Source organism: Microbispora oryzae, from assembly GCF_017896165.1.
Lineage (GTDB): Bacteria > Actinomycetota > Actinomycetes > Streptosporangiales > Streptosporangiaceae > Microbispora > Microbispora oryzae.
The window spans coordinates 292,206-316,245 of sequence record NZ_JAFCNB010000007.1 but is presented as its reverse complement, the minus strand read 5'-3'; the positions used below and the strand labels follow the sequence as shown (position 1 = coordinate 316,245).

Annotated in this window: 24 protein-coding genes; 8 read left to right on the top strand and 16 right to left on the bottom strand. The window is 69.9% G+C overall.

The window, feature by feature from the left end; genetic code table 11:
* Positions 1 to 20: 20 nt before the first annotated feature.
* Genes JOL79_RS16100 through JOL79_RS16080 form a run of 5 tightly spaced genes read right to left on the bottom strand, consistent with a single transcriptional unit; the run spans position 21 to position 5,588 of the window.
* A complete protein-coding gene (locus tag JOL79_RS16100) occupies positions 21 to 806 on the bottom strand; it encodes an ABC transporter permease (RefSeq protein WP_210156612.1) in 786 nt (261 codons plus the stop codon).
* A complete protein-coding gene (locus JOL79_RS16095) occupies positions 803 to 1,669 on the bottom strand; it encodes an ABC transporter permease (RefSeq protein WP_210156611.1) in 867 nt (288 codons plus the stop codon). The genes JOL79_RS16100 and JOL79_RS16095 overlap by 4 nt, the downstream gene beginning before the upstream one ends.
* Positions 1,666 to 2,922 (bottom strand): polyamine ABC transporter substrate-binding protein, encoded by a 1,257-nt coding sequence (locus JOL79_RS16090; protein WP_210156610.1) that lies wholly within the window; start codon positions 2,920 to 2,922, stop codon positions 1,666 to 1,668. The genes JOL79_RS16095 and JOL79_RS16090 overlap by 4 nt, the downstream gene beginning before the upstream one ends.
* 32 nt (positions 2,923 to 2,954) lie before the next feature.
* Positions 2,955 to 4,103, bottom strand: coding sequence for an ABC transporter ATP-binding protein (locus tag JOL79_RS16085; protein WP_210156609.1), 1,149 nt, complete (start codon positions 4,101 to 4,103; stop codon positions 2,955 to 2,957).
* A gap of 51 nt (positions 4,104 to 4,154) precedes the next feature.
* Entirely contained in the window at positions 4,155 to 5,588 is a 1,434-nt protein-coding gene (locus JOL79_RS16080; RefSeq protein WP_307848547.1) for a gamma-aminobutyraldehyde dehydrogenase, read from the bottom strand.
* A gap of 229 nt (positions 5,589 to 5,817) precedes the next feature.
* Here JOL79_RS16080 and JOL79_RS16075 point away from each other — a divergent pair, with 229 nt between their 5' ends.
* Complete coding sequence (locus JOL79_RS16075) at positions 5,818 to 6,306, top strand: Lrp/AsnC family transcriptional regulator (RefSeq protein ID WP_210156607.1); 489 nt, start codon at positions 5,818 to 5,820, stop codon at positions 6,304 to 6,306.
* On the opposite strand, the gene JOL79_RS16070 is transcribed toward JOL79_RS16075, so the two are convergent.
* The 3 genes from JOL79_RS16070 to JOL79_RS16060 are packed head-to-tail and all read right to left on the bottom strand — an operon-like array spanning position 6,303 to position 9,387.
* Positions 6,303 to 6,962, bottom strand: coding sequence for a cyclase family protein (locus JOL79_RS16070; protein ID WP_210156606.1), 660 nt, complete (start codon positions 6,960 to 6,962; stop codon positions 6,303 to 6,305). The genes JOL79_RS16075 and JOL79_RS16070 overlap by 4 nt on opposite strands.
* A complete protein-coding gene (speB, locus tag JOL79_RS16065; protein WP_210156605.1) occupies positions 6,959 to 7,927 on the bottom strand; it encodes an agmatinase in 969 nt (322 codons plus the stop codon). Before speB ends, JOL79_RS16070 begins: the two co-directional genes overlap by 4 nt.
* Positions 7,928 to 7,986: 59 nt before the next feature.
* The gene (locus JOL79_RS16060) at positions 7,987 to 9,387 is read right to left on the bottom strand and encodes a M1 family metallopeptidase (protein WP_210156604.1); all 1,401 of its coding nucleotides are present in this window, start codon (positions 9,385 to 9,387) and stop codon (positions 7,987 to 7,989) included.
* A 133-nt stretch (positions 9,388 to 9,520) separates the two neighbouring features.
* On the opposite strand from JOL79_RS16060, the gene JOL79_RS16055 reads away from it, so the two are divergent.
* The gene (locus JOL79_RS16055; protein WP_210156603.1) at positions 9,521 to 10,366 is read left to right on the top strand and encodes an ATP-binding cassette domain-containing protein; all 846 of its coding nucleotides are present in this window, start codon (positions 9,521 to 9,523) and stop codon (positions 10,364 to 10,366) included.
* Positions 10,363 to 11,031, top strand: a complete 669-nt coding sequence (locus JOL79_RS16050; RefSeq protein WP_210156602.1) for a hypothetical protein — start codon at positions 10,363 to 10,365, stop codon at positions 11,029 to 11,031. The genes JOL79_RS16055 and JOL79_RS16050 overlap by 4 nt, the downstream gene beginning before the upstream one ends.
* A 7-nt stretch (positions 11,032 to 11,038) precedes the next feature.
* On the opposite strand, the gene rlmN is transcribed toward JOL79_RS16050, so the two are convergent.
* The gene (rlmN, locus tag JOL79_RS16045; protein ID WP_210156601.1) at positions 11,039 to 12,154 is read right to left on the bottom strand and encodes a dual-specificity RNA methyltransferase RlmN; all 1,116 of its coding nucleotides are present in this window, start codon (positions 12,152 to 12,154) and stop codon (positions 11,039 to 11,041) included.
* Positions 12,155 to 12,251: 97 nt separating this feature from the next.
* On the opposite strand from rlmN, the gene JOL79_RS16040 reads away from it, so the two are divergent.
* A complete protein-coding gene (locus tag JOL79_RS16040; protein ID WP_307848546.1) occupies positions 12,252 to 13,301 on the top strand; it encodes a suppressor of fused domain protein in 1,050 nt (349 codons plus the stop codon).
* A 24-nt stretch (positions 13,302 to 13,325) separates the two neighbouring features.
* Here JOL79_RS16040 and JOL79_RS16035 read toward each other — a convergent pair whose 3' ends face one another.
* From JOL79_RS16035 to JOL79_RS16010, 6 genes are all read right to left on the bottom strand, one after another.
* On the bottom strand, positions 13,326 to 14,261 hold the full coding sequence (locus JOL79_RS16035; protein WP_307848545.1) for a phosphatidate cytidylyltransferase: 936 nt from the start codon (positions 14,259 to 14,261) through the stop codon (positions 13,326 to 13,328).
* Between the two features lie 118 nt (positions 14,262 to 14,379).
* Positions 14,380 to 14,937 carry a ribosome recycling factor gene (gene frr, locus JOL79_RS16030; protein ID WP_210156599.1) on the bottom strand — a complete coding sequence of 186 codons (558 nt, stop codon included), beginning with the start codon at positions 14,935 to 14,937 and terminating at the stop codon, positions 14,380 to 14,382.
* A gap of 9 nt (positions 14,938 to 14,946) precedes the next feature.
* Positions 14,947 to 15,645 carry a UMP kinase gene (gene pyrH / locus JOL79_RS16025; protein WP_230984891.1) on the bottom strand — a complete coding sequence of 233 codons (699 nt, stop codon included), beginning with the start codon at positions 15,643 to 15,645 and terminating at the stop codon, positions 14,947 to 14,949.
* Between the two features lie 121 nt (positions 15,646 to 15,766).
* Complete coding sequence (gene tsf, locus JOL79_RS16020; protein ID WP_210156597.1) at positions 15,767 to 16,600, bottom strand: translation elongation factor Ts; 834 nt, start codon at positions 16,598 to 16,600, stop codon at positions 15,767 to 15,769.
* Between the two features lie 154 nt (positions 16,601 to 16,754).
* Positions 16,755 to 17,687, bottom strand: coding sequence for a 30S ribosomal protein S2 (gene rpsB, locus JOL79_RS16015; RefSeq protein WP_210156596.1), 933 nt, complete (start codon positions 17,685 to 17,687; stop codon positions 16,755 to 16,757).
* A gap of 282 nt (positions 17,688 to 17,969) precedes the next feature.
* On the bottom strand, positions 17,970 to 19,541 hold the full coding sequence (locus tag JOL79_RS16010) for a CoA transferase (protein WP_210156595.1): 1,572 nt from the start codon (positions 19,539 to 19,541) through the stop codon (positions 17,970 to 17,972).
* A 153-nt stretch (positions 19,542 to 19,694) separates the two neighbouring features.
* Between JOL79_RS16010 and JOL79_RS16005 the strand changes: the two genes are divergently transcribed.
* The 3 genes from JOL79_RS16005 to dprA are packed head-to-tail and all read left to right on the top strand — an operon-like array spanning position 19,695 to position 23,018.
* Positions 19,695 to 20,048, top strand: a complete 354-nt coding sequence (locus JOL79_RS16005) for a YraN family protein (protein WP_210156594.1) — start codon at positions 19,695 to 19,697, stop codon at positions 20,046 to 20,048.
* 1 nt (position 20,049) lies between these two features.
* On the top strand, positions 20,050 to 21,804 hold the full coding sequence (locus JOL79_RS16000; protein WP_210156593.1) for a YifB family Mg chelatase-like AAA ATPase: 1,755 nt from the start codon (positions 20,050 to 20,052) through the stop codon (positions 21,802 to 21,804).
* Positions 21,804 to 23,018: a DNA-processing protein DprA gene (gene dprA, locus JOL79_RS15995; protein WP_210156592.1), complete on the top strand. Its 1,215-nt coding sequence runs from the start codon at positions 21,804 to 21,806 to the stop codon at positions 23,016 to 23,018. The genes JOL79_RS16000 and dprA overlap by 1 nt, the downstream gene beginning before the upstream one ends.
* 52 nt (positions 23,019 to 23,070) lie before the next feature.
* Here dprA and JOL79_RS15990 read toward each other — a convergent pair whose 3' ends face one another.
* Entirely contained in the window at positions 23,071 to 23,208 is a 138-nt protein-coding gene (locus tag JOL79_RS15990) for a hypothetical protein (protein ID WP_210156591.1), read from the bottom strand.
* A gap of 77 nt (positions 23,209 to 23,285) precedes the next feature.
* On the opposite strand from JOL79_RS15990, the gene JOL79_RS15985 reads away from it, so the two are divergent.
* Positions 23,286 to 23,900, top strand: coding sequence for an SDR family NAD(P)-dependent oxidoreductase (locus JOL79_RS15985; protein ID WP_230984889.1), 615 nt, complete (start codon positions 23,286 to 23,288; stop codon positions 23,898 to 23,900).
* Positions 23,901 to 24,040: the final 140 nt, after the last annotated feature.

Below are 24,040 nucleotides of genomic sequence, written 5' to 3'. Positions count from 1 at the left end.
GCGTTCACTTCCCTCGCGGGTCAGGCGCGCCGGCGTGCCAGCAGGGCATTGGCTACGGCGAGCAGGACACCGGCCGCGAAGATGAGCGTACCCATGACGTTGACCTGCGGCGGAAGGCCCACCCGGGTGGCGCCCCAGATCCACAGCGGAAACGTCAGCGTGCTGCCGGAGTTGAAGTTGGTGATGACGAAGTCGTCGATGGACAGCGCGAACGCCAGCATCGACCCGGCCAGCACCCCCGGGAAGATCATGGGCAGGGTCACGAGGCGGAACGTGGCCCAGGTGCCGGCGCCCAGGTCGCGCGCGGCCTCCTCAAGCGAGCGGTCCAGGGTCATGACCCGCGCCCGCACGGTCACGGCGACGAACGAGATCGAGAACATGACATGGGAGATCACGATCGTCCAGAAGCCCAGGGGCACGGCGAGGGTGACGAACAGCGACAGCAGGGACGCGCCCATCACGATCTCGGCGCAGGAGATGGCCGCGAACATGACGAGGTTCGTCGTGCCCGCGCCGCGGAACCGGTAGCGGCCGAGGGCGAGGCCGATGAGCGAACCGAGCACCCCGGCGACGACCATGGTCAGCACGGCGATGACGATCGAGTTCACCAGGGCCTGGGTAAGGTCGCCGATCTCGAACAGCTTGCCGTACCACTTGAGCGTGAAGCCCTGCCACGACGTGTTGTAGCGGCCGTGCGTGTCGTTGAAGCCGAACAGGATCATCACGGCGATCGGCAGCGCGAGCCAGGCGATCACCAGCCAGGTGTAGATCTGCAGGCCGCGGCCGCGCAGAAGTCCCCGGTTCATCGGGCGGCCACCTCCAGCACGTCCTCCGTGCCCAGCACCCTCGCGTAGGCGTAGATGCCGGCGAGCAGCAGCGCCATCAGCGTGAACGACAGGGCGGAGGCGACCGGGTAGTCCTGGTTGACCAGGAACTGGTTCTGGATCACGTTGCCGATCATCGTGTTGCTGGTGCCGCCGAGCACGGAGGCGTTGACGTAATCCGAGGTGGCCGGGACGAACGTCATCAGCACCCCGGCGAAGACGCCCGGCAGCGACAGCGGCAGCACGACGCGCAGGAACGTCTGCGTCCGGCCGGCGTACAGGTCCTGGGCCGCCTCGAGGAGACGGGGATCGATCCGCTCCAGGGCGACGTACATGGGCAGGACCATGAACGGCAGGTAGTTGTAGGCGAGGCCGCAGACGACGGCGACGCTCGTGGCCAGGATGTGGAAGTCCTGCGGGAGCAGGCCGAGGCTCTTGAGCGGGCCGAGCAGCAGCCCGTTGTCCGAGAGGAAGAACTGCCAGGAGATCGTCCGCAGCACGAACGACACGAGAAACGGCAGCAGCAGCAGGAACAGGTAGACGGACTTGCGCCGGCCGCCCCTGAACGCGATCCAGTACGCCACCGGGAAGCCGACGACGATCTGGATCAGCGTCGCCGCCAGGCCGTAGATCACGGACCTGACTATCTGGTCGTGGTAGGTGGTGATCCCGTCGACGTAGCTGTGCCAGTTGAACGTGAACGCGTAGCCGCTCACGACGTCGCCCGACTGGAGCGAGAGCGACAGCATGACGACGGTCGGGACGACGAAGAAGATCGCGAGCCAGAGCCCGCCCGGGAAGATCAGCGCGTACGGCGTGAGCGCCGCCCTCAGCCTGGAGCTCATGACGTCGTGATCGCCTGGAACAGGTTCTCGAACTGCTTCTGCCGCGCCGTGTCGGTGAAGCCGACGTAGGTGTGCAGCTTGGCGTAGTCGTCCTCGGAGGGGAACACGAGCGAGCTGCCGGCGACCGCGTCGAGCAGCTTCTTTCGGTCGCCGGTCGCCTCGGCGACGTCGGCCTGGATGACGCTCTGGGCCCCCGGCACCGGAGTGACGTAGTTGATGTACTCGGTGAGGTGGGCGGCGACGTCGGTCCGGTAGAAGAAGTCCATCAGTGTGATCGCGTCGACGGGGTTCTCCGCGGACTTCGGAATCATCATGTTGTCGGTCCAGATCGTGGCGCCCTCCTGCGGGATCACGAACTTGAGGTCCGTGCCGTCGGAGACGTTCTTCTGGAAGACGTCGCCGGACCAGGCCATCGTCAGCCAGATGTCGCCCCTGCTGAGCGGGTCGACGTACGACTGGTCGTAATACTTGCGCACGATGCCGGCGTCGCGCTGCTCGGTGAGCTTGGCGGCGGCCTTCTCCCAGTCGGCCTGTCCTGAATTGCCGGGATCGATGCCCAGCGCGAACATGCCGAAGTTCGCGATCTCCTGGGAGTCGGCCATCATGCCGACCTTGCCCTTGTACTTCGGGTTCCACAGGTCGAGGACGCTCGTCGGCGGGGTGTCGACGTACTTCGGGTTGTAGGCGATGCCGGTCATGCCGGACGTCCACGGGATGCTGTAGACGTTGCCGGGGTCGAAGTCCTCGGCCTTGTAGCGCGCACCGGCGTTGGCGGTGAAGTTCGGCAGCTTGGCGTGGTCGAGCGGGACCAGGTAGCCGAGCTTCACGAGCTGGCCGAACTGGATGCCGTTGGTGACGACCATGATGTCGTAGCCGATGGACTGTCCGGCGGCGAGCTGCGGCTGGATCTTGGCGAACCACGAGGGCATCTCGTGGATGACCTCGCGGTAGTTCACCGTGATGCCGGTCTCCGCGGTGAACTGCTTCAGCTCGGGGTGCTTGGGGTCCATGTAGTAGGGCCAGTTGGCGAAGTCGACGTGGCCGTTCCTGACCTTTCCCGTCCAGTACTTCTCGACGGCCGACTGGGCCTGGGCCGAGGTGGTGGGCTTGGCCACGCCCTTGCCCTGCACGCCGCAGGCGGCCAGGGCGAGGCCGGCGGCCGACATGCCGGCCAGGCGGAGGGCGTCCCGGCGGCCGATACGGCGCCGGGTCATGCCACGGAGGAACGCGGGGTCGCGGCTGAGGTCGTTCATATGGGTTCGTGCTCCGGGGGTATCGCGGGTCGTCACCGCAGGACGAAGGAGTGGCGGGGCTGCCAGGAGAGCCAGACGGTGTCGCCGCGCTCCGCGGTGGTGCTGCTGTCGTGGGCGTTCTGTTCGAACACGGTGATCTCGGCGCCGTCGGCCAGCACCACCATGTAGCTGTTGTACGTGCCGAGGTAGACGACCTCGGAGACCGTGCCCCGCACGACGCTCACGTCGCCCGCCGGCTGCTCGCGCGAGATCGTGATCTTCTCGGGGCGCACCGTGAGGTCGACGGCGTCGCCGGCGGCGACGGTCCCGCCGCGCGGGATCACAACGCGGTCGCCGGCGCCGAGCGCGAGGACGGCGGTGTCTCCCGCGACCTCCTGCACGGTGCCGCCGAGCAGATTGGATGTGCCGATGAACCCCGCGACGAATTTGGTGGCGGGCCGCTCGTAGATCTCCCGCGGGTCGGCGAGCTGCTCGACCAGTCCGTCGTTCATGACGGCGATGCGGTCGCTCATCGTGAGCGCCTCGCCCTGGTCGTGTGTGACGTAGACGAACGTGATGCCGACCTCGCGCTGGATGCGCTTCAGCTCGATCTGCATGTGCTGGCGGAGCTTGAGGTCGAGCGCGCCGAGGGGCTCGTCCAGCAGGAGGGCGCGGGGGCGGTTGACGAGCGCCCGGGCGAGCGCGACGCGCTGCTGCTGGCCTCCGGACATCTCCTTGGGACGGCGTTTCTCCCGGCCCAAGAGGTCGACGACCTCCAGGGTCTCGCCGACGCGGCGCCGGATCTCGGCGTCGGCGACCTTCTTGCGCTTCAACCCGAACGCGATGTTGTCCCACACGTTCATGTGCGGGAACAGCGCGTAGGACTGGAAGACCATGTTGACGTCGCGTCTGTTGGGGGGCACCCCCGTGACGTCCTCCCCGTGGAGTCTGACCACGCCCCCTGTGGGGTCCTCGAACCCGGCGATCATTCGCATGCTGGTGGTCTTGCCACAACCCGAGGGGCCGAGGAGGGAGAAGAACTCGCCCTCCGTGATCGTGAGGCTGACGCCCTTGACGGCCCTGACGACCTCGCCGTGCGAGGTGTATTCCTTGACCACGTTGTCGAGTTCGATGGCGGGCACGGTCTGGGAGGTGGGGGCGGCCGCGACGTCCGCCCCCGTGCCCGCCTGGGTTTCTGTCATTCCAGGCTTATCCCTCTTTATCAATAGGTCGTCGGCTTCTGCCGTCGGGGCCTATTCGCCGATGTAGTGCATGACGTGCTTGACGCGGGTGTAGTCGTGCAACCCGAAGACGGACAGGTCCTTGCCGTACCCCGAGTGTTTGAAGCCGCCGTGCGGCATCTCGGACACGAACGGGATGTGGGTGTTGACCCACACGACGCCGAAGTCGAGCCGCTTCGACATCCGCATGGCCCGGCCGTGATCGGACGTCCACACGGAGCCGGCCAGGCCGTACCGGACGCCGTTGGCCTTGGCGAGCGCGTCGGCCTCGTCGGTGAAGGTCTGGATGGTGATCACCGGGCCGAAGATCTCGTCCTGGATCATCTCGTCGTCCTGCCGGAGACCGTCGACCACGGTCGGGGCGAAGAAGTATCCCCGGTCACCGGCCCGCTTGCCTCCGGTGAGGACCGTGGCGTGGGCCGGGACCCGCTCCAGGAAGCCCTCGACGCGGGCGAGCTGGTTGGGGTTGTTCAGCGGGCCGAAGTAGGCCTCCTCGTCGTCGAGCCCGCCCATCCTGGTGGCGGCGGCCGCCTCCGCGAGCGCGGCGGCGAACTCGTCGTGGACGCTCTCCTGCACGATGACCCGGCAGGCGGCGGTGCAGTCCTGGCCCGCGTTGTACAGGCCCGCCTCCGCGACGGCCTGGGCCACCGCCCCGATGTCCCGGACGTCCTCGAAGATCACGACGGGGGCCTTGCCGCCCAGCTCCAGGTGGACGCGCTTGAGGTCGTCGGCGGCCGACCTGGCGACCGACATGCCCGCGCCGATGGAGCCGGTGATGGCGACCATGCTCGCGGCCGGGTGGCTCACGACAAGGGCGCCGGTCTCGCGGTCGCCCGTGACGACGTTGAAGACGCCGGCCGGCAGCACGTCGCCCAAGATCTCGGCGAGCTTCAGCGTGGAGGCCGGGGTGGTGTCGGACGGCTTGAGCACGACCGTGTTGCCTGCGGCGAGCGCCGGGGCGATCTTCCAGACCGCCATCATCATCGGGTAGTTCCAGGGGGTGACCTGGCCGACGACCCCGATGGGCTCGTGCCGGATGACGGAGGTGTGGTCGGCGAGGAACTCGCCGGCGGTCGGGCCCTCCAGCGTCCGGGCGGCGCCGGCGAAGAACCGGAAGTGGTCGGCGGCGACGGGCGTCTCGTCCTCGGCCATCCGGGCGCGCGGCTTGCCGGTGTTGCGGCACTCGGCTTCGTTGATCTCGTCGGCGCGCGCCTCGATGGCGTCGGCCACCTTGAGCAGCAGCGCGGCGCGCTCACCCGGGGTCGACTGCCCCCACGTCTCGAAGGCGGCCGCCGCGGCGGCGTAGGCCGCGTCGACGTCCTCCTGACCCGACACCGGCGCCTGCGCGTACGTCTCGCCCGTCGTAGGGTCTACGACGTCGGAGAATCGGCCGCTCGACGCGTCGACGAACTTCCCGTTCACAAAGTTCTGGAGACGGGTGGTCACCGTTGGCCTCCTCGTGAGGTGGCTGAGTTGTCGCGACTCTGGCAGACAAACACAACATGAACAAGGGATTTCGTGGCTAAGATACCAAATTGCTACGGAATCGCTTGACAAGGGCGATTCAGCTGACAACGTGTCAGACTCGAACCGCAACATGTCAGGAACAGCCGCGTAACACGAGGCCGGCAGGGCTCCCCCGGCACGCCCTGCCCAGAGAGGACACCCCCCTAGAATGACGACTCCGCAGAAGGTACGCGCGGCCGCCAAGGGTGGGCCCATCGTTCTCGACGAGATCTCCAAGCAGATCATCGAGCAGCTCCAGACCGACGGCCGCAAGCCGTACGCCGCGATAGGCAAGGCGGTGGGGTTGTCGGAGGCGGCGGTCCGCCAGCGCGTGCAGCGGCTGCTGGACTCGGGCGTGATGCAGATCGTCGCGGTGACCGACCCGCTGACGCTCGGCTTCCCCCGGCAGGCGATGATCTCGATCAAGTGCGAGGGCGACCTGGAGTCGGTCGCCGACGAGCTGGCCTCGATCGAGGAGATCGACTACGTCGTGCTGACCGCGGGCTCGGTCGACATCATGGTCGAGGTCGTCTGCGAGGGCGACAGCCACCTGCTGGAGATCCTCGGCAAGATCAGAGCCATCCCGAGCGTCCGCGCGACGGAGACGTTCGTCTATCTCAAGCTCCACAAGCAGACGTACTCCTGGGGCACCCACTAACGCGAGCACTGGCGCGGGCCGATCCTGGCCACCGCCCGCACCGGGGCGCCGTCGGCGCCGCGCAGCCGGATCGGCAGCAGCGACGCCTCGATGGCCCGGCCGGCCGCCTGGGCGTCGAGCAGCGTCTCCAGGTCGCGCAGGTTCTCCGCGATGACGGCGTGCGCGCCGCACAGCGTCCGGTGGGCAGGCAGGTCCGCGGCCGGGGTCGGGTCCACGCTGAGCGCGTCGACGCCGACGGTCCGCACCCCGGCCGCGACGATGAGCTCGGCCGTCTCCGGCGCCAGCCACGGGTGCGCGAGGTAGTGATCGGTTCCCCAGTGCGCCGACCAGCCCGTGGCGATCAGCAAAATCACGCCGGGGGCGAGATGCGGGGCGACCGCCTCCGGCGGGACGGGCGAGCGGGGTGCCAGGCCCCGCGCGTCGGCCACCGCCGCCGGGCCGACGAAGCGCTCGAGCGGGAGATCGTCGAGCGTGGGAAGCGCGTCGTCCAGGTGGTACGGCGCGTCCACGTGCGTGCCCGACTGCGACCCGAGATGCAGGGCGAGGACGTTCACGCCGTCGGCCGCGGCCGTCAGCGCCGGGGTGAGGACCACCTCGGGGTCCCCCGGGTAGACGGGCATCCCGGTCTCGACGGGCGCCGACAGGTCGACGATCACGTTCTCTCCCGCGGTGGATCACCGGCCGCTCCGAGCGCGAGCAGGCTCACCAGATCGTAGGCCACGTGCGAGGCGGCCACCGAGGTGATCTCGGCGTGGTCGTACGCCGGGGCCACCTCGACGACGTCGCCGCCGACGAGCCGGCACCCGGCGAGCCCGCGCAGGATCTCCAGCAGTTCGCGGCTCGTCAGGCCGCCCGCCTCCGGTGTGCCGGTGCCCGGCGCGTGCGCCGGGTCGAGCACGTCGATGTCGACCGAGACGTAGAGCGGCCGGTCGCCGATCCGGTCCCGCAGCGCGGCGGTCACCTCGTCGACCCCCCGGCGCATCACGTCGGCGCTGGTCACGACGCCGAATCCCATGCGCCGGTCGTCGTCGAGGTCCTGCTTGCCGTAGAGCGGGCCGCGGGTGCCCACGTGGCTGAGCGCCTCGGTGTCGAGGAGGCCCTCCTCGACGGCCCGCCGGAACGGCGTTCCGTGGGTGTACTCCGCGCCGAAGTAGGTGTCCCACGTGTCGAGGTGGGCGTCGAAGTGGAGCAGCGCGACAGGGCCGTGGAGCCGGGCGGCGGCGCGCAGCAGCGGCAGCGCGATGGTGTGGTCACCACCGACGACGACCAGGCGGGTGCCCGGCGCCATCAGATCCGCCGCCGCCCGCTCGACGGTCTCCACGGCCTCCCCGATGTCGAAGGGGTTGCACGCGACGTCCCCCGCGTCGGCGACCTGCGCGACCGCGAACGGCGAGACGTCCAGCCCCGGGTTGTACGGCCGCAGCAGGCGGCTGGCCTCGCGCACGGCGGCCGGGCCGAAGCGCGCGCCCGGCCGGTAGGACACCCCGCTGTCGAACGGCACGCCCAGCACCGCGACGTCGGCGCGGCCCACCTCGTCGAGGCGCGGCAGCCGGGCGAAGGTCGCCGGACCGGCGAAGCGCGGAACGCGCGAGGAGTCCACCGGCCCCCGGGGCTCCGTCATGTTCGGCGCCTCCCTTCTCGACGTCCTGTCTACCTTCTCAGCGGGACCGGGCGGCGCGCCTAGAGCTTCGGCTTGGCCGCTGTGTAGAGCCAGGCGTCGAAGAACGGGTCGAGGTCCTGCCCCGACGACCGCTCCGCGAGCTCCACGAAGTCGCGCGTGGTCACCGTGCCGTGCCTGTGCTCCTCGGTCCACGTCTTCAGCATCGGGAAGAACACGTCGTCACCGATCTTCACGCGCAGGGCGTGCAGCGTCATGGCGCCGCGCAGGTAGACGGCGTTCCAGTCGAACATGTCCTTCCGGCCCGGGTTGCCCGTCTTGAGGTCCCAGAAGTGGGCCTTCTGCTTGTAGTACTTGTCGAAGGTCTTCTGGGCGGACGGGCCGCCGTGCTGCTCCTCGTAGAGCCATTCGGCGTACGACGCGAAGCCCTCGTTGAGCCAGATGTCCTTCCAGCTCCGCAGGCCCACGCTGTCGCCGAACCACTGGTGGGCCAGCTCGTGGACGATCTCCAGATCCTCGCCGGGGCCGCCGTCGTACACCGGCCTGCCCTGGGTCTCCAGCGCGTACCCCACGCCGAGCTTGTCGCCGATGCCGCCGGTGGAGGAGAACGGGTACGGGCCGAACACCTTGGACTCCCACTGGACGGCCTTCTCCGTCGTCCGGTGGAGGTACTTCGACTTCTTGGCGACGGCCGGGTCGTAGGCCGTGATGCTGGGCACTCCGGCGACCATGCCCTCGGTGACCTTGAACTTCCCGATGGCGACCATGGCGAGGTAGGTCGCCATGGGGTGACTCATCTCCCACTTCGACGTCGTGTAGCCATGGCGGACGCCGACGATGCCGGCGTTCTTCGGCTCGCCGTTCGCCAGGACGGTGACGCCGACGGGCACCGAGACGTGGAAGGTGAAGGTCGCCTTGTCCTGGGGGTTGTCGTTCGCGGGGAACCAGCTGCGGGCACCGTCCGGCTCGGACACGACCGTGGCGCCGTCCTTGGTGTTGATCCAGCCCTCCAGGCCGAGCGCCTTGTCCTTGATGGGCTTGGGCGTCCCGGCGTAGGAGACCTCCACGGTGAATTGGCTGCCGGAGGCGAGACCGTGGCGCGGGGTGACGACGAGTTCCTGACCCGTGCGCCTGTAGGAGGCCCGCGTGCCGTTCACCTCGACCTTGGTGATCTTCGGGCCCGAGTAGTCGAGGTTGAACCGGGAGAGATCGGCGGTCGCCGTGGCCGTGATCGTGGTGGTGGCCGTCAAGTGGTGCGACTTCGGGGTGAAGCGCAGCTTGATGTCGTAATGGCCGACGTCGTAACCGCCGTTCCCGGCGTGGGGGAAGTACGGGTCGCCGAGGCCCGCCGAGCCCGGCTTGAACGTCTCGGTCCGGGCGGTGGCCGCGGACGCGCCGGCCGGGGCGATCAGGGGAAGGGAGACCGCGGCGAGCGCCGCGAGGGAGATCAATCGGGGAAACATGCCCCTATCGTGGTGCATTGCGGGGGTAATTTGGGGATTTTCCGGTTTGCGGCTCAGGGCCGTCTCGGGATGTGCCGCCTCAGGGAAACTCGTGATCGCGGGCGACGCGTGCGGCGGCTAGGCTCACAAACCTATGCGGGTCGCGAATCTCTCCTTCCGCTATGGGCGGCGGGCTCCGTGGGTGTTGTCCGGGGCGGAACTCTCCCTCGCCGAGGGCGACGTCGTCGAGGTGGTCGGGCCCAACGGCACGGGCAAGTCGACGCTGCTCCGCCTGCTGGCCGGGCTGCTCAGACCGGTGCGGGGCGCGATCGAGGACCGGCCGCCCGTCGTGGGCTACGCCCCCGAGCGCTTCCCCGCCGACCAGCCGTTCACCGTGAGCTCCTATCTGCGCCACATGGCCGCCGTCCGGCGTGCGGACCCGGCTGTCGTCGGCGAGTGGTCGGAGCGGCTCGGGATGGCCCACCTGCTGGACCAGCGGCTGCCCGATCTGTCCAAGGGGAGCGCGCACAAGGTCGGCCTCGCCCAGGCGCTTCTGTGTCGTCCGGGGCTGCTGATCCTCGACGAGCCGTTCGCCGGTCTCGACACCGCCACACGCGCCGAATTGCCGCGCGTCGTCGGCGAGGTCTCCGCCCGCGGCGGGATCGTCGTGGTGAGCGACCACCAGGGAGATCTGCGCGCCTTCCCCGGCCTGCGCCGCTGCGAGGTCCGCGACGGGGCGGTGCGCGCCTTGGATTCCACGGATTCCACGCGTGTGGAGACCCTCGTAGGGTCCCCGGGCGCCTCCTCCGGGGGCGCCTCTCCCGCAGGTGCCGGGCGTGCGGTCTCGTCGACGGTGCGGGCGGCCGTGCTGCGGGTCGAGGTGCCCGCGGCCGAAGCGACGGGGCTGGCCGACCGCCTCCGGGCGGAGGGATATCGGGTCGACATGGACTCCGGCGGACCGGCGAACCAGGACACTCCCCTACCCGAGGCGGCGGAATGATCGCACTGGCCAGGTTCCGTCTTGTGGGGTACATCGCCTCGCATCGGGCGCTCCAGCCCTTCATCGGGCTCCTGCCACTACTCGCGATCATGTACGCGACGCCCGTCCCGGCGGGTCAGGAGCTGGGCGCGATGGCCGACTCGGCCGGGATGCTGATCCCCGTGTTCGCCTGGGGCGCACGCGGGCTCCTGGACCGGGAACCGGACGAACAGCGGATGATCTCCCTGGTCGCCACCGGTCGCGGCGAGCTCTTCAGCGGCCTGCTCGCCGCTTACGCGTACGCCGGCGTGCTCGCGTCGATCTCCCTGATCGCTCTGGTGACGCGTCTCTCAGCGGATCCGACCGCGGGCATGCTGGCGATCGGCGTGCTCCTGCACGTGTTTTCGATCACGGCGGGTGTGGCGCTCGGAGCGCTGACGAGCCGGCCGATCCTCCCGTCACCGGCCGTCTCGACCATCGCCTTGATCGTCGGATACCTGGTGACGTTGATGGTCAGCACCTCCACCTCAGTCGGGCAGTGGCTCGCCGTCCCCGTGATGGCCTGGATGCGGGACGCCCATCATGGCCTGCTGACCGACCGGCTCCCGTTGCTCTCCGTTCAGTCACTGCTCTGGCCCGTCGTCGGAATCGCCGCCTACGCGTGGCTCCGTCGCACTCGCCCCTGAAGGCCCCTCAGACAGGCGTGGCGGCGGCGAGCTGGCCGCAGGCGCCGTCGATCTCCCGGCCACGGGTGTCCCGAACGGTGACGGGGACGCCATGGAACTCCAGCCTCCGGACGAACGCCCGCTCGTCCTCCGGGCGAGAGGCGGTCCACTTGGAGCCGGGCGTGGGGTTGAGCGGGATCAGGTTCACGTGGACGAGCTTGCCCTTGAGGAGGCGGCCCAGCAGGTCGGCCCGCCACTCCTGGTCGTTGATGTCCTTGATCAGGGCGTACTCGATGGAGATGCGGCGCTTGGTGATGGCCGCGTAGTTCCATGCCGCGTCGAGCACCTCGGCGACCTTCCACCTGGTGTTGATCGGCACCAGGGTGTCCCGCAGTTCGTCGTCGGGCGCGTGCAGCGAGACGGCCAGGGTGACGGGGAGACCTTCACGGGACAGCTTCTCGATCGCGGGCACCAGACCGACCGTGGAGACGGTCACGCCACGGGCGGAGATGCCGAGGCCTTCGGGCGCCGGGTCGACGAGCCGGTGGACGGCGCCGACGACGGCCTTGTAGTTGGCCATCGGTTCTCCCATCCCCATGAAGACGATGTTGGAGATCCTTCCGGGCCCGCCGGGGACGTCGCCTCGGGCGAGGGCGCGGGCGCCGGCCACGACCTGCTCGACGATCTCGGCCGTGGACATGTTCCTGGTGAGCCCCGCCTGACCCGTCGCGCAGAACGGGCAGTTCATGCCACAACCGGCTTGGGAGGAGACGCACATGGTGACCCGGTCGGGATAACGCATCAGCACCGACTCGACGAGAGACCCGTCGAACAGCTTCCACAACGTCTTGCGGGTCATCCCGTCGTCACAGGTGATCTCGCGTACGGAGGTGAGCAGAGACGGCATGAGCTGCTCGACCAGCCGGTCGCGGCTGTCACCCGGCAGGTCGGTCATCTGTTCGGGCGAGCCGGTGAGCCTGGCGAAGTAGTGGCGCGACAGCTGGTCGGCTCGGAAGGGCTTCTCCCCCAGTTCGACCACCGCTGCCCTGCGCTCGGCCATGGTGAGGTCGGCCAGATGGCGCTGGGGCTTGGCCCGGCGGGGCGCCACCAACGTCAGCTGCCCGGCCTTCGGCTGCTCGCTCACGCGAAACTCCTGATGATGAGGTCTTAACGGCTGCCCGATGCGGCTCTACATTCTGGTCTGGCGGTCAAATCCCGGCGGCGAACCCCGGAGGTCAGGTGTGACCATCGAAGCGGTGCTCACCAGCCCCAACCCTTACGGGAGCCGCACTCTGACGGTCGAAACGGACCGGGCGTCTTCGGTAGCTTACCTTCGCGACGCCCGAGGCACGGTCCACGGAGCGGTCTGGCTGGCCAACCACGTGCCCGCGCCGGCGACCATCGATCTGGTGAGAGCCAACACCGGGCTCCCGCCTCTGATGCCCGTGGGCGGTACGAAACGTCCCGAGGGGACTCCGCTCCTGGATCCGGCCGCAATCTCGGTGCTGTGGTTCGAGGAGGGTGACGGCGTCGCCCTGTACGAGCGCCAGGAGTTGCTCGCGATCATCCCCGGCTGGGCGGACATGGCCCGTGGGATGCCGGGGTACGCGCGGGACGCCGCCGGGGAGTCGCCGTTCGCCTGGTCCCTGAGCGAAGCGCTCGAGGGCCTGTCGCCGAGGGTGGCCAAGGCCCGGGCGTACTGGCACTGGCGCCGCGCGGAGGGCAGCTGGGAATCCTTCCAGCAGTTCGTTATGGGCCATCTCGACAGCAGGATGGGCCCGGCCGGGCGTTACTGGGACGTGAGCGGAGACCGGCTGCCCTTGGTGGGGGTGAGTGAACGCCCTCCGCGGGACGGCCGGGGATTCACCGTGCTCTCAACGGTGGGGATGAGCTGCCAGCGGATGCCGACCGCCGAGCGCTACGACACGTCGAGCCGCGTCGAGCTCGCGCTGGCCACCCGGCAGGATCCTCGGGTCGCCGCCCGGGTGTTCGCGTGGCTGGGCCAGTACCCGTGGCGGTCGGTCACCTGGCTCGGGCACGGCCATACGGCCCGCTGGTTCCAGCGGCCGGGAACGTTCCCCCTGAGCCTCGGGCAGGGCGAACAGGAGCTACAAGGTGTGATCATGCTGGCCGACCCTCCCGGAGTCCCGGAGACGAACGGCTTCATGTTCGGGGGTGACGCCGTGCGGTGGCTCTGGCTGATCCCGTTGACCGACGTGGAGCTGCGCCTCGTCGCGGACAGAGGCCATGAGGTGATCAGCGAACGCCTCGCCGTGCACACCAGGATCTGACCCGTAGACCGGCGGGCGACGGAGTCAGGCGGGCACCAGGAGCGTCAGCAGCAGCCAGACCGGGACCAGCGTGAAGAGCAGCGAGTCCAGGCGGTCCATCACGCCGCCGTGGCCGGGCAGCAGGGTGCCCATGTCCTTGATGCCGAGGTCACGCTTGATGACCGACTCGATCAGGTCGCCCAGGGTGGCGCAGACGACGGCGACCGCGCCGACGATCGCCCCCTGCCAGAGCTCGCCGTCGAGCAGGAACCGGACAAGTAACGCCCCTCCCACGACGCAGGCGAGTGCCGATCCGGCGAAGCCCTCCCAGGTCTTCTTCGGGCTGATGACGGGCGACATCGGGTTCCGGCCGAACAGGATGCCGGCGAAGTATCCCCCGATGTCGCTGCAGACCGTAACCGCGATGAAGATGATCACCCGGTCGGCGCCGTCGTCCGAGGCGAGGAGCAACGGTACGAATCCGGCGACCAGCGACGGGTAGACCGCGATGAACAGACTGGCGGTCGCGTCTCTGACGTAACCCTCGACGCCTTGGAACATGCGCCAGGCCAGCAGCACCATCACCGTCACGGCGAACGCGCCGACGAGGAAGGTGGTCCCCGCCCAGTACGGTCCGACGATCATGCAGGCCGTGCCGGCGAGCAGCGGGACCAGCGGCACCCGGATCCCTCGGCTGCCCAGGGCCTTGCTCAGCTCGTGCACGCCAAGCCCGACCGCCGCCAGGACCACGATGAGGAAGGCGACCTTGACGACGTAGAGGGAGCCGATGACCACCACCCCGAGCGCGACGCCGACGGCGACCGCGGCCGGCAGGTTCCGCCCGGTCCGGATCCGGCCCCCGTCGCCCTTGCCCGGCGGGTCGCCCTTGCCCGGCAGGTCTGCCGGTCCGCGCCCGTTGCTCGACGGGTGTGCCGTGCCCTCGGACGAGTCTCGATCGTCCGCGGCAGCCGTTCCGTCCACAGCGTCCCACTCTCTGTATACGCGTGATCCTTGTGCCGCATGCTCCACGCAGTGCGGCACAAGGATCACGGTCGTGCCGTTCGGCCTGGCCGGAGCGTCGCCCCGCCGGACCGGGTCCTCAGACCTCCAGCAGCTCGGCTTCCTTGTGCTTCAGCAGCTCGTCGATCTTCGCGACATGCTTCTGGGTGAGGTCGTCGAGCTCCTTCACCGCGCGGTGCACCTCGTCCTCGCCCGCCTCGCCTTCCTTGACGAGCTTGTCGAGGACCTCCTTCGCGTGGCGACGGATGTTACGCACCGCGACGCGGCCATTCTCGGCCTTGTTCCGGACGACCTTGATGTACTCCTTGCGGCGTTCCTCCGACAGCTCGGGGAACACCACCCGGATCACGGAACCGTCGTTGCCGGGGTTGACTCCGAGGTCGCTGTCGCGGATGGCCTTCTCGATCGTGTTCAGAGAGCTCTTGTCGTACGGCTGGACAAGGACCATGCGCGCCTCGGGCACGTGGAAGGACGCGAGCTGCTGGATCGGCGTGGGCGACCCGTAGTAGTCCACGCTGATCTTGTTGAACACGGAGGGGGTGATGCGGCCGGTGCGGATGCCCGCGAAATCGTCCTTGGCGACCGTCACCGCCTTGTCCATCTTCTCCTCGGCCTCGAAGAGGGTTTCGTCGATCACTGCGGCTCCCTATTTCCCTGCCGGACTCACCAGCGTGCCGATCTTCTCACCGCGGACCGCCCGCAGGATGTTGCCTTCGCCCATGAGATCGAAAACCACGATGGGCAGGCCGTTGTCCATGCACAGGCTGATCGCGGTGGCGTCCATGACCCCGAGACCGCGCGTCAGGACCTCGCCGTAGTCCAACTGGTCGAACCGCACGGCGTCCGGGTTCTTGCGAGGGTCCGAGTCGTACACGCCGTCGACCTGGGTGCCCTTGAGCAGTGCCTGCGCGCCGATCTCCAGCGCGCGCTGCGCCGCGCACGTGTCCGTCGAGAAGAACGGGGAGCCGAGCCCGGCGCCGAAGATGACGACCCGCCCCTTCTCGAGATGACGAATGGCCCGGCGCGGCAGGAACGGCTCGGCGACCTGCTGCATCGTGATCGCGGTCTGCACGCGGGTGTCGATGCCGCGCTTCTCCAGGAAGTCCTGCAGGGCGAGGCAGTTGATGACGGTGCCGAGCATGCCCATGTAGTCGGCCCGGGCACGGTCCATTCCGCCCTGCGACAGGGCCGCGCCGCGGAACATGTTGCCGCCGCCCACGACGACGGCCACCTGGACGCCCTCGCGGACCGCCTCGGCCACCGAGTCGGCGAGCTGGGCCACGACCAGGGGGTCGATGCCCAGCGACTCGCCGCCGGCGAACGCCTCGCCGGACAGCTTCAGCATTACGCGCTTCCAGCGCAGCGGCCCGTCGTACGACGAAGCCGCCGGCGTGGCGGGTCGGGTGTTCTCCTGCACGGCGGCGGCCTCCTCGTATGAGTGCGGGTCAAAGCTCCTGGCTGTCAGCCTAAGCCTGGCCCACCTTGTACCGGGTGAAGGCCAGGACCTTCACGCCCGCCTCATCCGCGACCTTCGTGATCGACTTCTTGTTGTCCTTCACGAAGGCCTGCTCCAGCAGCGTGAAGTCCTTGTACCAGCCGTTGACCCGGCCGTCGACGATCTTCGGGATGGCGGCCTCGGGCTTGCCCTCCTCGCGGGTCATCTGCTCGAACAGCGACCGCTCCTTCTCGATGACGTCGGCGGGCACGTCGGCGGGGCTGACGTACTTCGGCGCCATCGCGGCGATGTGCTGGGCGATGTCCTTGGCGATCTCGGCGTTCTCCTTGTCGAGCTGCACGAGCACGCCCACGGCCGGCGGAAGCTGCGGGTCGGTCTTGTGCATGTACGACGCGATGTAGCCGCCCTCAAGAACCGAGAACCGGCGGATCTCGATCTTCTCGCCGAGCGCCGCGTTGGCCTCGTCGAGCAGTTCCTTGACGGTCTTGCCGCCGACCTGCGACTCGAGCAGCGTCGGCACGTCGCCCGGCTTGGTCGCCACGATGTGCCCGACGATCTCGGCCGCGAGCTCCTGGAAGCGCTCGTTCTTGGCGACGAAGTCGGTCTCGCAGTTGAGCTCGAGCAGCGCGGCGAGCGAGTCGCCCTCGTGCTTGACGGCGACGAGACCGTTCGAGGCGGTCCGGGCCTCGCGCTTGCCGACGTCCTTGGCGCCCTTGAGGCGGAGGATGTCGACGGCCTTGTCGAAGTCGCCCTCAGACTCCTCAAGCGCCTTCTTACAGTCCATCATGCCGGCGGCGGTCAGCTCGCGAAGCCGCTTGACGTCGGCCATGTTCACGGAAGCCATTGTCCAAGTTCCTCTTCTGGACCCGAATTCTCTGGACCCGAATGCTGGTCGTCATGGGGGCGGGCGCCGAGTGCCGGCGCCCGCCCGGTGAAGCCGTGGTGCCGCCTGGGTGCCGCCGCCCTTCCGGGCCGGCGGAGACCAGGCCTGCTCGCCCTTACTCGGCGGGAGACTCGGCGGCGGGAGACTCGGCCGGGGTGGACTCAACGCTCTCGGCGGCCGGAGCGGCGCTCTCCACCGCGGCCTCGCCGGCCTCAGCGGTCTCCGTAGCCTCCGCCGTAGCAGCCGGCTCCGCCGTCTCCTCGCCGTCCGCGCGCTGCAGCAGCTCGCGCTCCCACTCCGCCAGCGGCTCGGCGGCGGCCACGCCCGCGGGCTTCTCGTCGCCGCGGCCGGCGCCGGAACGGGCCATGAGGCCGTCGGCCACCGCGTCGGCGATCACACGGGTGAGGAGGCTGACGGCGCGGATCGCGTCGTCGTTACCCGGGATCGGGTAGTCGACCTCGTCCGGGTCGCAGTTGGTGTCGAGGATCGCGACAACGGGGATGCCAAGCTTCTTGGCCTCGTTGATCGCGATGTGCTCCTTCTTGGTGTCCACCACCCAGATGGCGCTCGGCACGCGGGCCATGTCCCGGATGCCGCCGAGGGTGCGCTCCAGCTTCTCCTTCTCGCGGCGGCGCATCAGGAGCTCCTTCTTGGTGAGCCCGGACGCGGCCACGTTGTCGAAGTCGAGCTCCTCGAGCTCCTTCAGGCGCTGGAGCCTCTTGTGGACCGTCGAGAAGTTGGTGAGCATGCCGCCCAGCCAGCGCTGGTTCACGTACGGCATGCCGACCCGCGACGCCTGCTCGGAGATCGACTCCTGGGCCTGCTTCTTCGTGCCGATGAACATGATGGAGCCGCCGTGCGCGACGGTCTCCTTCACGAAGTCGTAGGCGCGGTCGATGAACGACAGCGACTTCTGCAGGTCGATGATGTAGATGCCGTTGCGCTCGGTGAAGATGAAGCGCTTCATCTTCGGGTTCCACCGGCGAGTCTGGTGGCCGAAGTGAACGCCGCTCTCGAGCAGCTGCCGCATGGTGACGACAGGGGCCATCGTGATGGTCCTCCATGGTTGTGTGCCCCACCGGCCCCTGAGGGCCTGAGAGGCACTGCCTCGGTTGGTCACGCGGGCGGACGCCCGCGCCCTGACGCCCCGAGCCGCTTTCGCCGGATCGGATCCGGACCGAGAAAGGCGACTCGTCATCGGGCGTGCGAATTCGGCCTGCCTGACAGGCCGTCGAACAGTCTACCCGGAACCGTCCCGTCAGATGACCGGCGCGACGCCCGTCCGGGCGTGGGTATCTCGCCAGGCCGCGAGCGGCGCCTTCGCCGGGAGCTACCAGTCAGGTGGATGTTCCCCGGGGCGTGGCGGAGGGCCGGCCCAATACGGGCGCGCACCTCGGATCATGCCCGGCGGCGTCACGTAGGTGAGCCGGCCGAACGCGCTGTCCATTGTGGCGAGCAGGCCGTCGGCTGAGGGCTCCGCGACGCCCCGGCCGTCGGCCCTGCCGAGATCGTCCAGCCACGCCGCCGTACGGGCCAGGGAGACCTCGATCCGCCACGGTCCTCCCTCCGCCCTACGGCGGAGCAGCGCGGCGACCGCGCCGAAAGCGGCGAGGTAGCCGGTGGCGTGGTCGAGCGCCTGAGCCGGCAGCGGTATCGGCCTGAGCACCGGTGCTCCGCGGGCCGGGAGACCCGGGGACGCGGCGGGGCCGACGGCCGCGGCGTTCTCGTGGGCGATCCCCGTCACCATCTGGACGAGGCTGTCGAACCCGCGGCGTCCACCCCAGGGGCCGTGGGACCCGTACGCGGAGATGTCGACACACACGATGTCCGGATTGAGCTCGGCCATGTCGGACGGGCCGAGCCCCCGGCCGCTCAGGGCGCCGGGCCGGTAAGCCTGGATCACCACATCGGCCGTCCGGATCAGGCGCCTGAGCGCGTCCGGCTCCTTACGGAGATCGATGTGGCAGGACCGCTTGCCGAACGCCGTCTCCACCACCAGTCCCGGCACCTCCGGGACGTGCGCGGCGCCGACCCGCAACACGTCGGCGCCGTGGGCGGCGAGCGTCCGGGCCGCGACAGGTCCCGCGATCACGCGCGTGAGATCCAGCACCCGCACCCCGCTCAGCGGCCGTCCGGCCGCGATCAGCGACCGCCGATCCCCCGTCAGCGGGTCCACCGTCAGCGGGTCCGCCTCAACCAGGCGAGCGAGATCGCCGGCAGCCGGACGTGCGAGATGCGCCTGATCCGTCCGGCTCCCGTGGGTTGGAGACGCGATCCGGCGAAGGGCGACCAGGGGCGACGCGGCGACGGCCTCGTAGTGAGGGTGCGCCCGCCACTCCGCCCTGCCGCGCATGGCCGCTGCGCACCCGTCCTCGCGGGTGACCGCCTCCTCGATCTCGACGGCGGTACGGCTCGCGCAGGCCTGGGCGAGATCGTCGCACCCCGCGTCCTGAGGAAGCCCCAGGGCACGCAGGACGGCCTCGCGATGGTGGTCGAAATTGCAGTGGAGCCGGACCCAGCCGTCCGCGGTCGGGTAGTCGCCGGACAGCGGCGCCCACAGGACAAGCGGTTCCCCGTGGATGCGGAAATGCCGTTCGCTCTGAAAGGCCACCGCCGCATGCCGTACGTCGACGGAAACCGCGGCGGCCGGGCCGGGCGCGTCACCGAGCGGTCCGGGTGGTGGCGCTTCCCCATCCTCACGGGCCGCGGTGTCAGCCGGCGGGAGCCGCCCGGCCGCGGCTCCGTACGCGGCGACCGCGGCGGTCACGGCGCCTACCGAGACGGCGGCGAGAGTGCCGAGCCGGTAGACGGAGGGCAGGACAGGATCTCCGCCCGTCACATGGACGTCGGGCACCTCCACGCCGGCGCTCTCGGCGAGCTCCTTGATCAGTGTCTGGATCACCCGCGGAACCCCCTCCCTGCCGAAGGCGACGCGCACCCCGGCCGCGCCAGTATCCATTGCCTGCCGTACCGGCTCTCCGGTTATCCACAGAATGGCGTTCTGCTTGTCGCGGCCTCGACTCGGTGGGCGAACGTCGGAGCCGGAGGTGATCCCATGGGCGCGAAAGACCGACTGGGCAGGCACGGTGAACAGCTCGCCGCCGACTATCTGAGCGCGAACGGCATGCGTATCCTCGCGCGCAACTGGCGCTGTCCGCAGGGCGAGATCGACATCATCGCCCGTGACGGGGAGGCGCTCGTCGTGGTCGAGGTGAAGACCAGATCCGGCCGCTCGCACGGCACGGCCTTCGAAGCGGTGACCCAGACCAAGCTGGTGCGCCTGAAGTGTCTGGCCGGTCGGTGGCTGGCCGGGCAGTCTGACCGGTTCGGAACGGTCCGGGTGGACGTGATCGCACTGGAGCGCTTCGCCGGTGACTTCGCCATCCGCCACGAGCGGGGGGTGGTGTGACATGGCTGTGGCACGGACCCGCTGTGTCGCGCTCCTCGGGGTGCGTGGCCGGGTCGTCGAGGTCGAGGCCGATGTCGGGCACGGGGTAGCCGGAACGCATTTCATCGGTCTTCTCGACACGGCGATCAGCGAGGCGCGCGACCGGGTTAGATCGGCTCTGATCAACAGCGGCTTCCCCTGGCCCGACTCGCGGGTGACCGTCAGCCTGTTCCCCGCGAGCCTGCCCAAGCGCGGCTCCACCTTCGACCTCGCGATCGCCGTCGCGATGCTCGCCGCGGCTCGGGTGATCCCCGCGCAGCGGGTGGCGGAGCCGGTGTTCCTGGGAGAGCTCGGGCTCGACGGCAGGGTGCGACCGGTCAGGGGCGTGCTGCCCGCCGTGATCGCCGCCGCCGAGGCGGGCGTGGCCATGATCGTGGTCCCCTCGCTGAACGCGGCGGAGGCCGCGCTCGTGCCGGGCCTCACGGTCGTGCCCGTCGTGAGCGTCGGAGAGCTGGTGGAGTGGCTGCGCGCCGGAGACTTGCACCGGCTGCCTGTCGTGGCGGAGGCGGCCTGCCTCGCCGACGGCGCTGACGACCGCGAGGGCCCCGGACCGCTCGACGACTCCGGCCTGCCAGCTGATCCTGATGTGCTCGATGATCCCGACGACGGCGAAGAACCGGACGACGAGGTTGCCGTCGGCGGCAAGGCGGCCGGAGGCGGCAAGGCGGCCGGAGGCGGCAAGGCGGCGGGAGACAGCTCCACGTCTGGCGGCCGCTCCTCTCGCCTCATCCTGGGCGGACAGACGCAGGACTTTCGCGGCCTCGACTTGCGCGATGTGGCCGGTCAGCCTATGGGACGCAAGGCACTCGAGGTGTGCGCGGCCGGTGGACACAACCTTTGGATGCTCGGCCCGCCGGGCAGCGGCAAGACGATGCTGGCCGAACGGCTGACGACGCTCCTGCCCCCGCTCCCGGCCGAGCACGCCCTGGAGGCCTCGGCGATCCACTCCGTCGCGGGCACTCTGCCGCCGGGACGCCCCCTGCTCACGCGGCCGCCGTTCATGGCCCCGCATCACAGCGCGACGATGGCGGCCGTGGTGGGCGGCGGCAGCGGCAGCGTGGTCCGGCCTGGCGCCGTGTCACTCGCTCATCGAGGCGTCCTGTTCCTCGACGAGGCACCGGAGTTCAGCACGGTCGTGCTCGAGTCGCTGCGGCAGCCTCTCGAGTCAGGTGCCGTGACCATCGCGCGGGCGGTGGGCACGGTGACATTCCCCGCCCGGTTCATGCTCGTCCTGGCGGCCAATCCCTGCCCCTGCGGGCTGCAGGGCACGGTCGGCCACCCGTGCAGGTGCACGCCGGCGGCGAGACGGCGTTACCTCGCCCGGCTCTCCGGCCCACTACTCGACCGGATCGACGTCAAGGTCCGAGTCGGCCGGGCCACGCGGGCCGAACTGCTGGCGGACCGCCGGCTCGCCGAATCCAGTGCCGTGGTGGCCGAGCGCGTGCTGCAGGCCCGAGAGCGGGCGGCGAAACGGTTGTCGCGAACTCCGTGGCAGAGCAACGCGGAGGTCTCGTCCGCGGCCCTGCACGACGAGTTCCGGCTGCCGCCGCAGGTTATGGCCCCGCTACACCGCGGCCTCGATCTCGGCACGCTCAGCGCCCGAGGGCTCGACCGTGTCCTGCGGGTGGCCTGGACACTCAGCGATCTGGCCGGGAAGGACCGGCCGACGGAAACCGAGACGTCAGCCGCGCTGGCGCTGTGGCTGGGGGCGGAGTGATGAGACCAGACAAGACGACCGAACAGGAGAAGCCGGCGGCCGAGGGCCTGCCACGGGAGGAGGAGCGGCTCTCGCGGGTGGCCCTCATGCGGATGGCCGAGGCGGGCGACCCGGTGATGGGCCGTCTGATCGCCGAGCACGGGGCCGTCAGGGCGTGCGTGAACGCGCGGCGCGGGGTCCTGCCGCCGGAGTTCGTCGAACGGGAGCGGGAGCGAGTGCCTGCCTCCCGGCGGGGGACGGATCTCGACCGGCTCGTCACGTCCTGGGCGGCCCGTTACGCCGACCCTGCCGCCGACCTGGCCCGTGGCCGGGAAGGGGGCTCACGCTTCGTCATCCCAGGCGATCCTGAGTGGCCGACGCAGCTCGACGATCTCGGTGACACGCGACCGTTCGGGCTGTGGCTGCACGGCCGGGCGAACCTCAGGCTCTCCTGCCTGCGGTCCGTCTCGATCGTCGGCGCCAGGGCCGCGACGCCGTACGGAACCACGGTGGCCGCCGAGATGGCGTCGAGCCTGGGTGATCGCGGGTGGTGCGTCGTCAGTGGCGGCGCGTACGGGATCGACGGCGCGGCGCACCGAGGGGCGCTGGCGGCGGGGGCGCCGACGGTGGCCGTGCTCGCCTGCGGCTCCGACGTCTGCTACCCGACTGCCCATGAGGACCTGTTCCGTGCCGTACGCGCCCAGGGCGTGGTGGTCAGCGAGTGGACACCGGGATCCCATCCCACGCGGCTCCGCTTCCTGGTGCGCAACCGGGTGATCGCCGCGCTGTCCCGGGGGACGGTGGTCGTCCAGGCGGCCGTCCGGAGTGGCGCGCTGAACACCGCCACGCACGCGTCCGGCCTGAACCGGCACCTGATGGCCGTGCCAGGCCCGATCACGACCGAGGTGTCCGCCGGGTGCCACGCGCTGATCCGGGAGGGGAAGGCCGTCTGCGTCACCGCGGTCGACGAGATCATCGAGCTGGTCGGGGCCATCGGTGACGACCTCGCGCCTCCGCGGAAAGGGCCGCCGCGCCCGCACGATGCCCTGAACGACGAGACACGGCGGGTACTGGAGGCGATTCCCGCCCGGGGTTCGGCAGGACCGGCCGCGATCGCCGTCGCCGCGGGAGTGGACCTCGCCACCGCGCTCGCCTGCCTCGGCGGTCTGGCCGCCGCGGGTTTCGTCGCCTCCGGCGAACGGGGGTGGCGTCTCAGTGGAGCACGGCGGGGCTGACCGGCGATCAGCCGTCCCGTTCGTGGCCCGGGATCGGCGGAAGTCCCGGTGGTCAGCCCGCCTCGGTGAGGTCGGTACTCGCGGCCAGTTCGGTGACCAGGTCGATGAGGTTGTGCAGGGTCGGCACGTCGAGCCTCGGGTTCCACGCCACCACGGTCTCCGCCTGATCGTCGAGAAGGGGGACGAACACGACCCCCGTTCTGCGCAGGCTGTGGGCCGAACGGGCGAGCCGGGTGACGCCGACACCGGCGGCGACCAGACCGAGCCCTGTCCGCCTCCGGCCGTGTCGACGTCGTGGTCAACAACGCGGGACACGGGTCGGTGGGCGCCGTCGAGGAGCTCACTCTGGCGGAGTTGCGCGCCCTCATGGAGGTGATGTTCTTCGGCGCGGTGGCGGTGACCAAGGCGGTCCTTCCGCACCTGCGACGCCGGCGGAGCGGGACGATCGTGCAGATGAGTTCGATGGGCGGCCAGCTCAGCATGCCGGGCTTCGGTGGGTACTGCGCGGCCAAGTTCGCCCTGGAGGGTCTGTCGGAGGCGCTCGCGGCGGAGGTGGCGCCATTCGGCGTGCGCGTGCTGATCGTGGAACCGGGTGCGTTCCGGACCGAGTTCGGCGGGGAGCGCATGCATCGCTCCACCGTCCTCGACGACTACCAGGTGTCGACGGGAGAGACCAGGGCCGCCGTGGACCGCATGGACGGCAGCCAGCCGGGTGATCCCGCCAAGGCCGCCCAGGCGATCATGCGGGTGCTCGACGACCCTCGGCCACCGCTCCGCCTGGCTCTCGGCGGCGACGCCGTGGACCACATCCGCGGCCATCATGAGCAACTCCGGAACGACCTGGACCGCTGGGAGAAGCTGAGCAGGGCCATGGATCTGTAGGGCGGCATGTTCTCTCCGAGCCGCCTCGGGCAGCCCACTAGCATGCCGCTCATGACCCCTCGTCCGCCCCGGCCGGCCGGCCGTCGTTCAGGTCCGCCTGCGGTTCCGGAGGCAGCTACGGTTCCGGAGCCGGATGAACT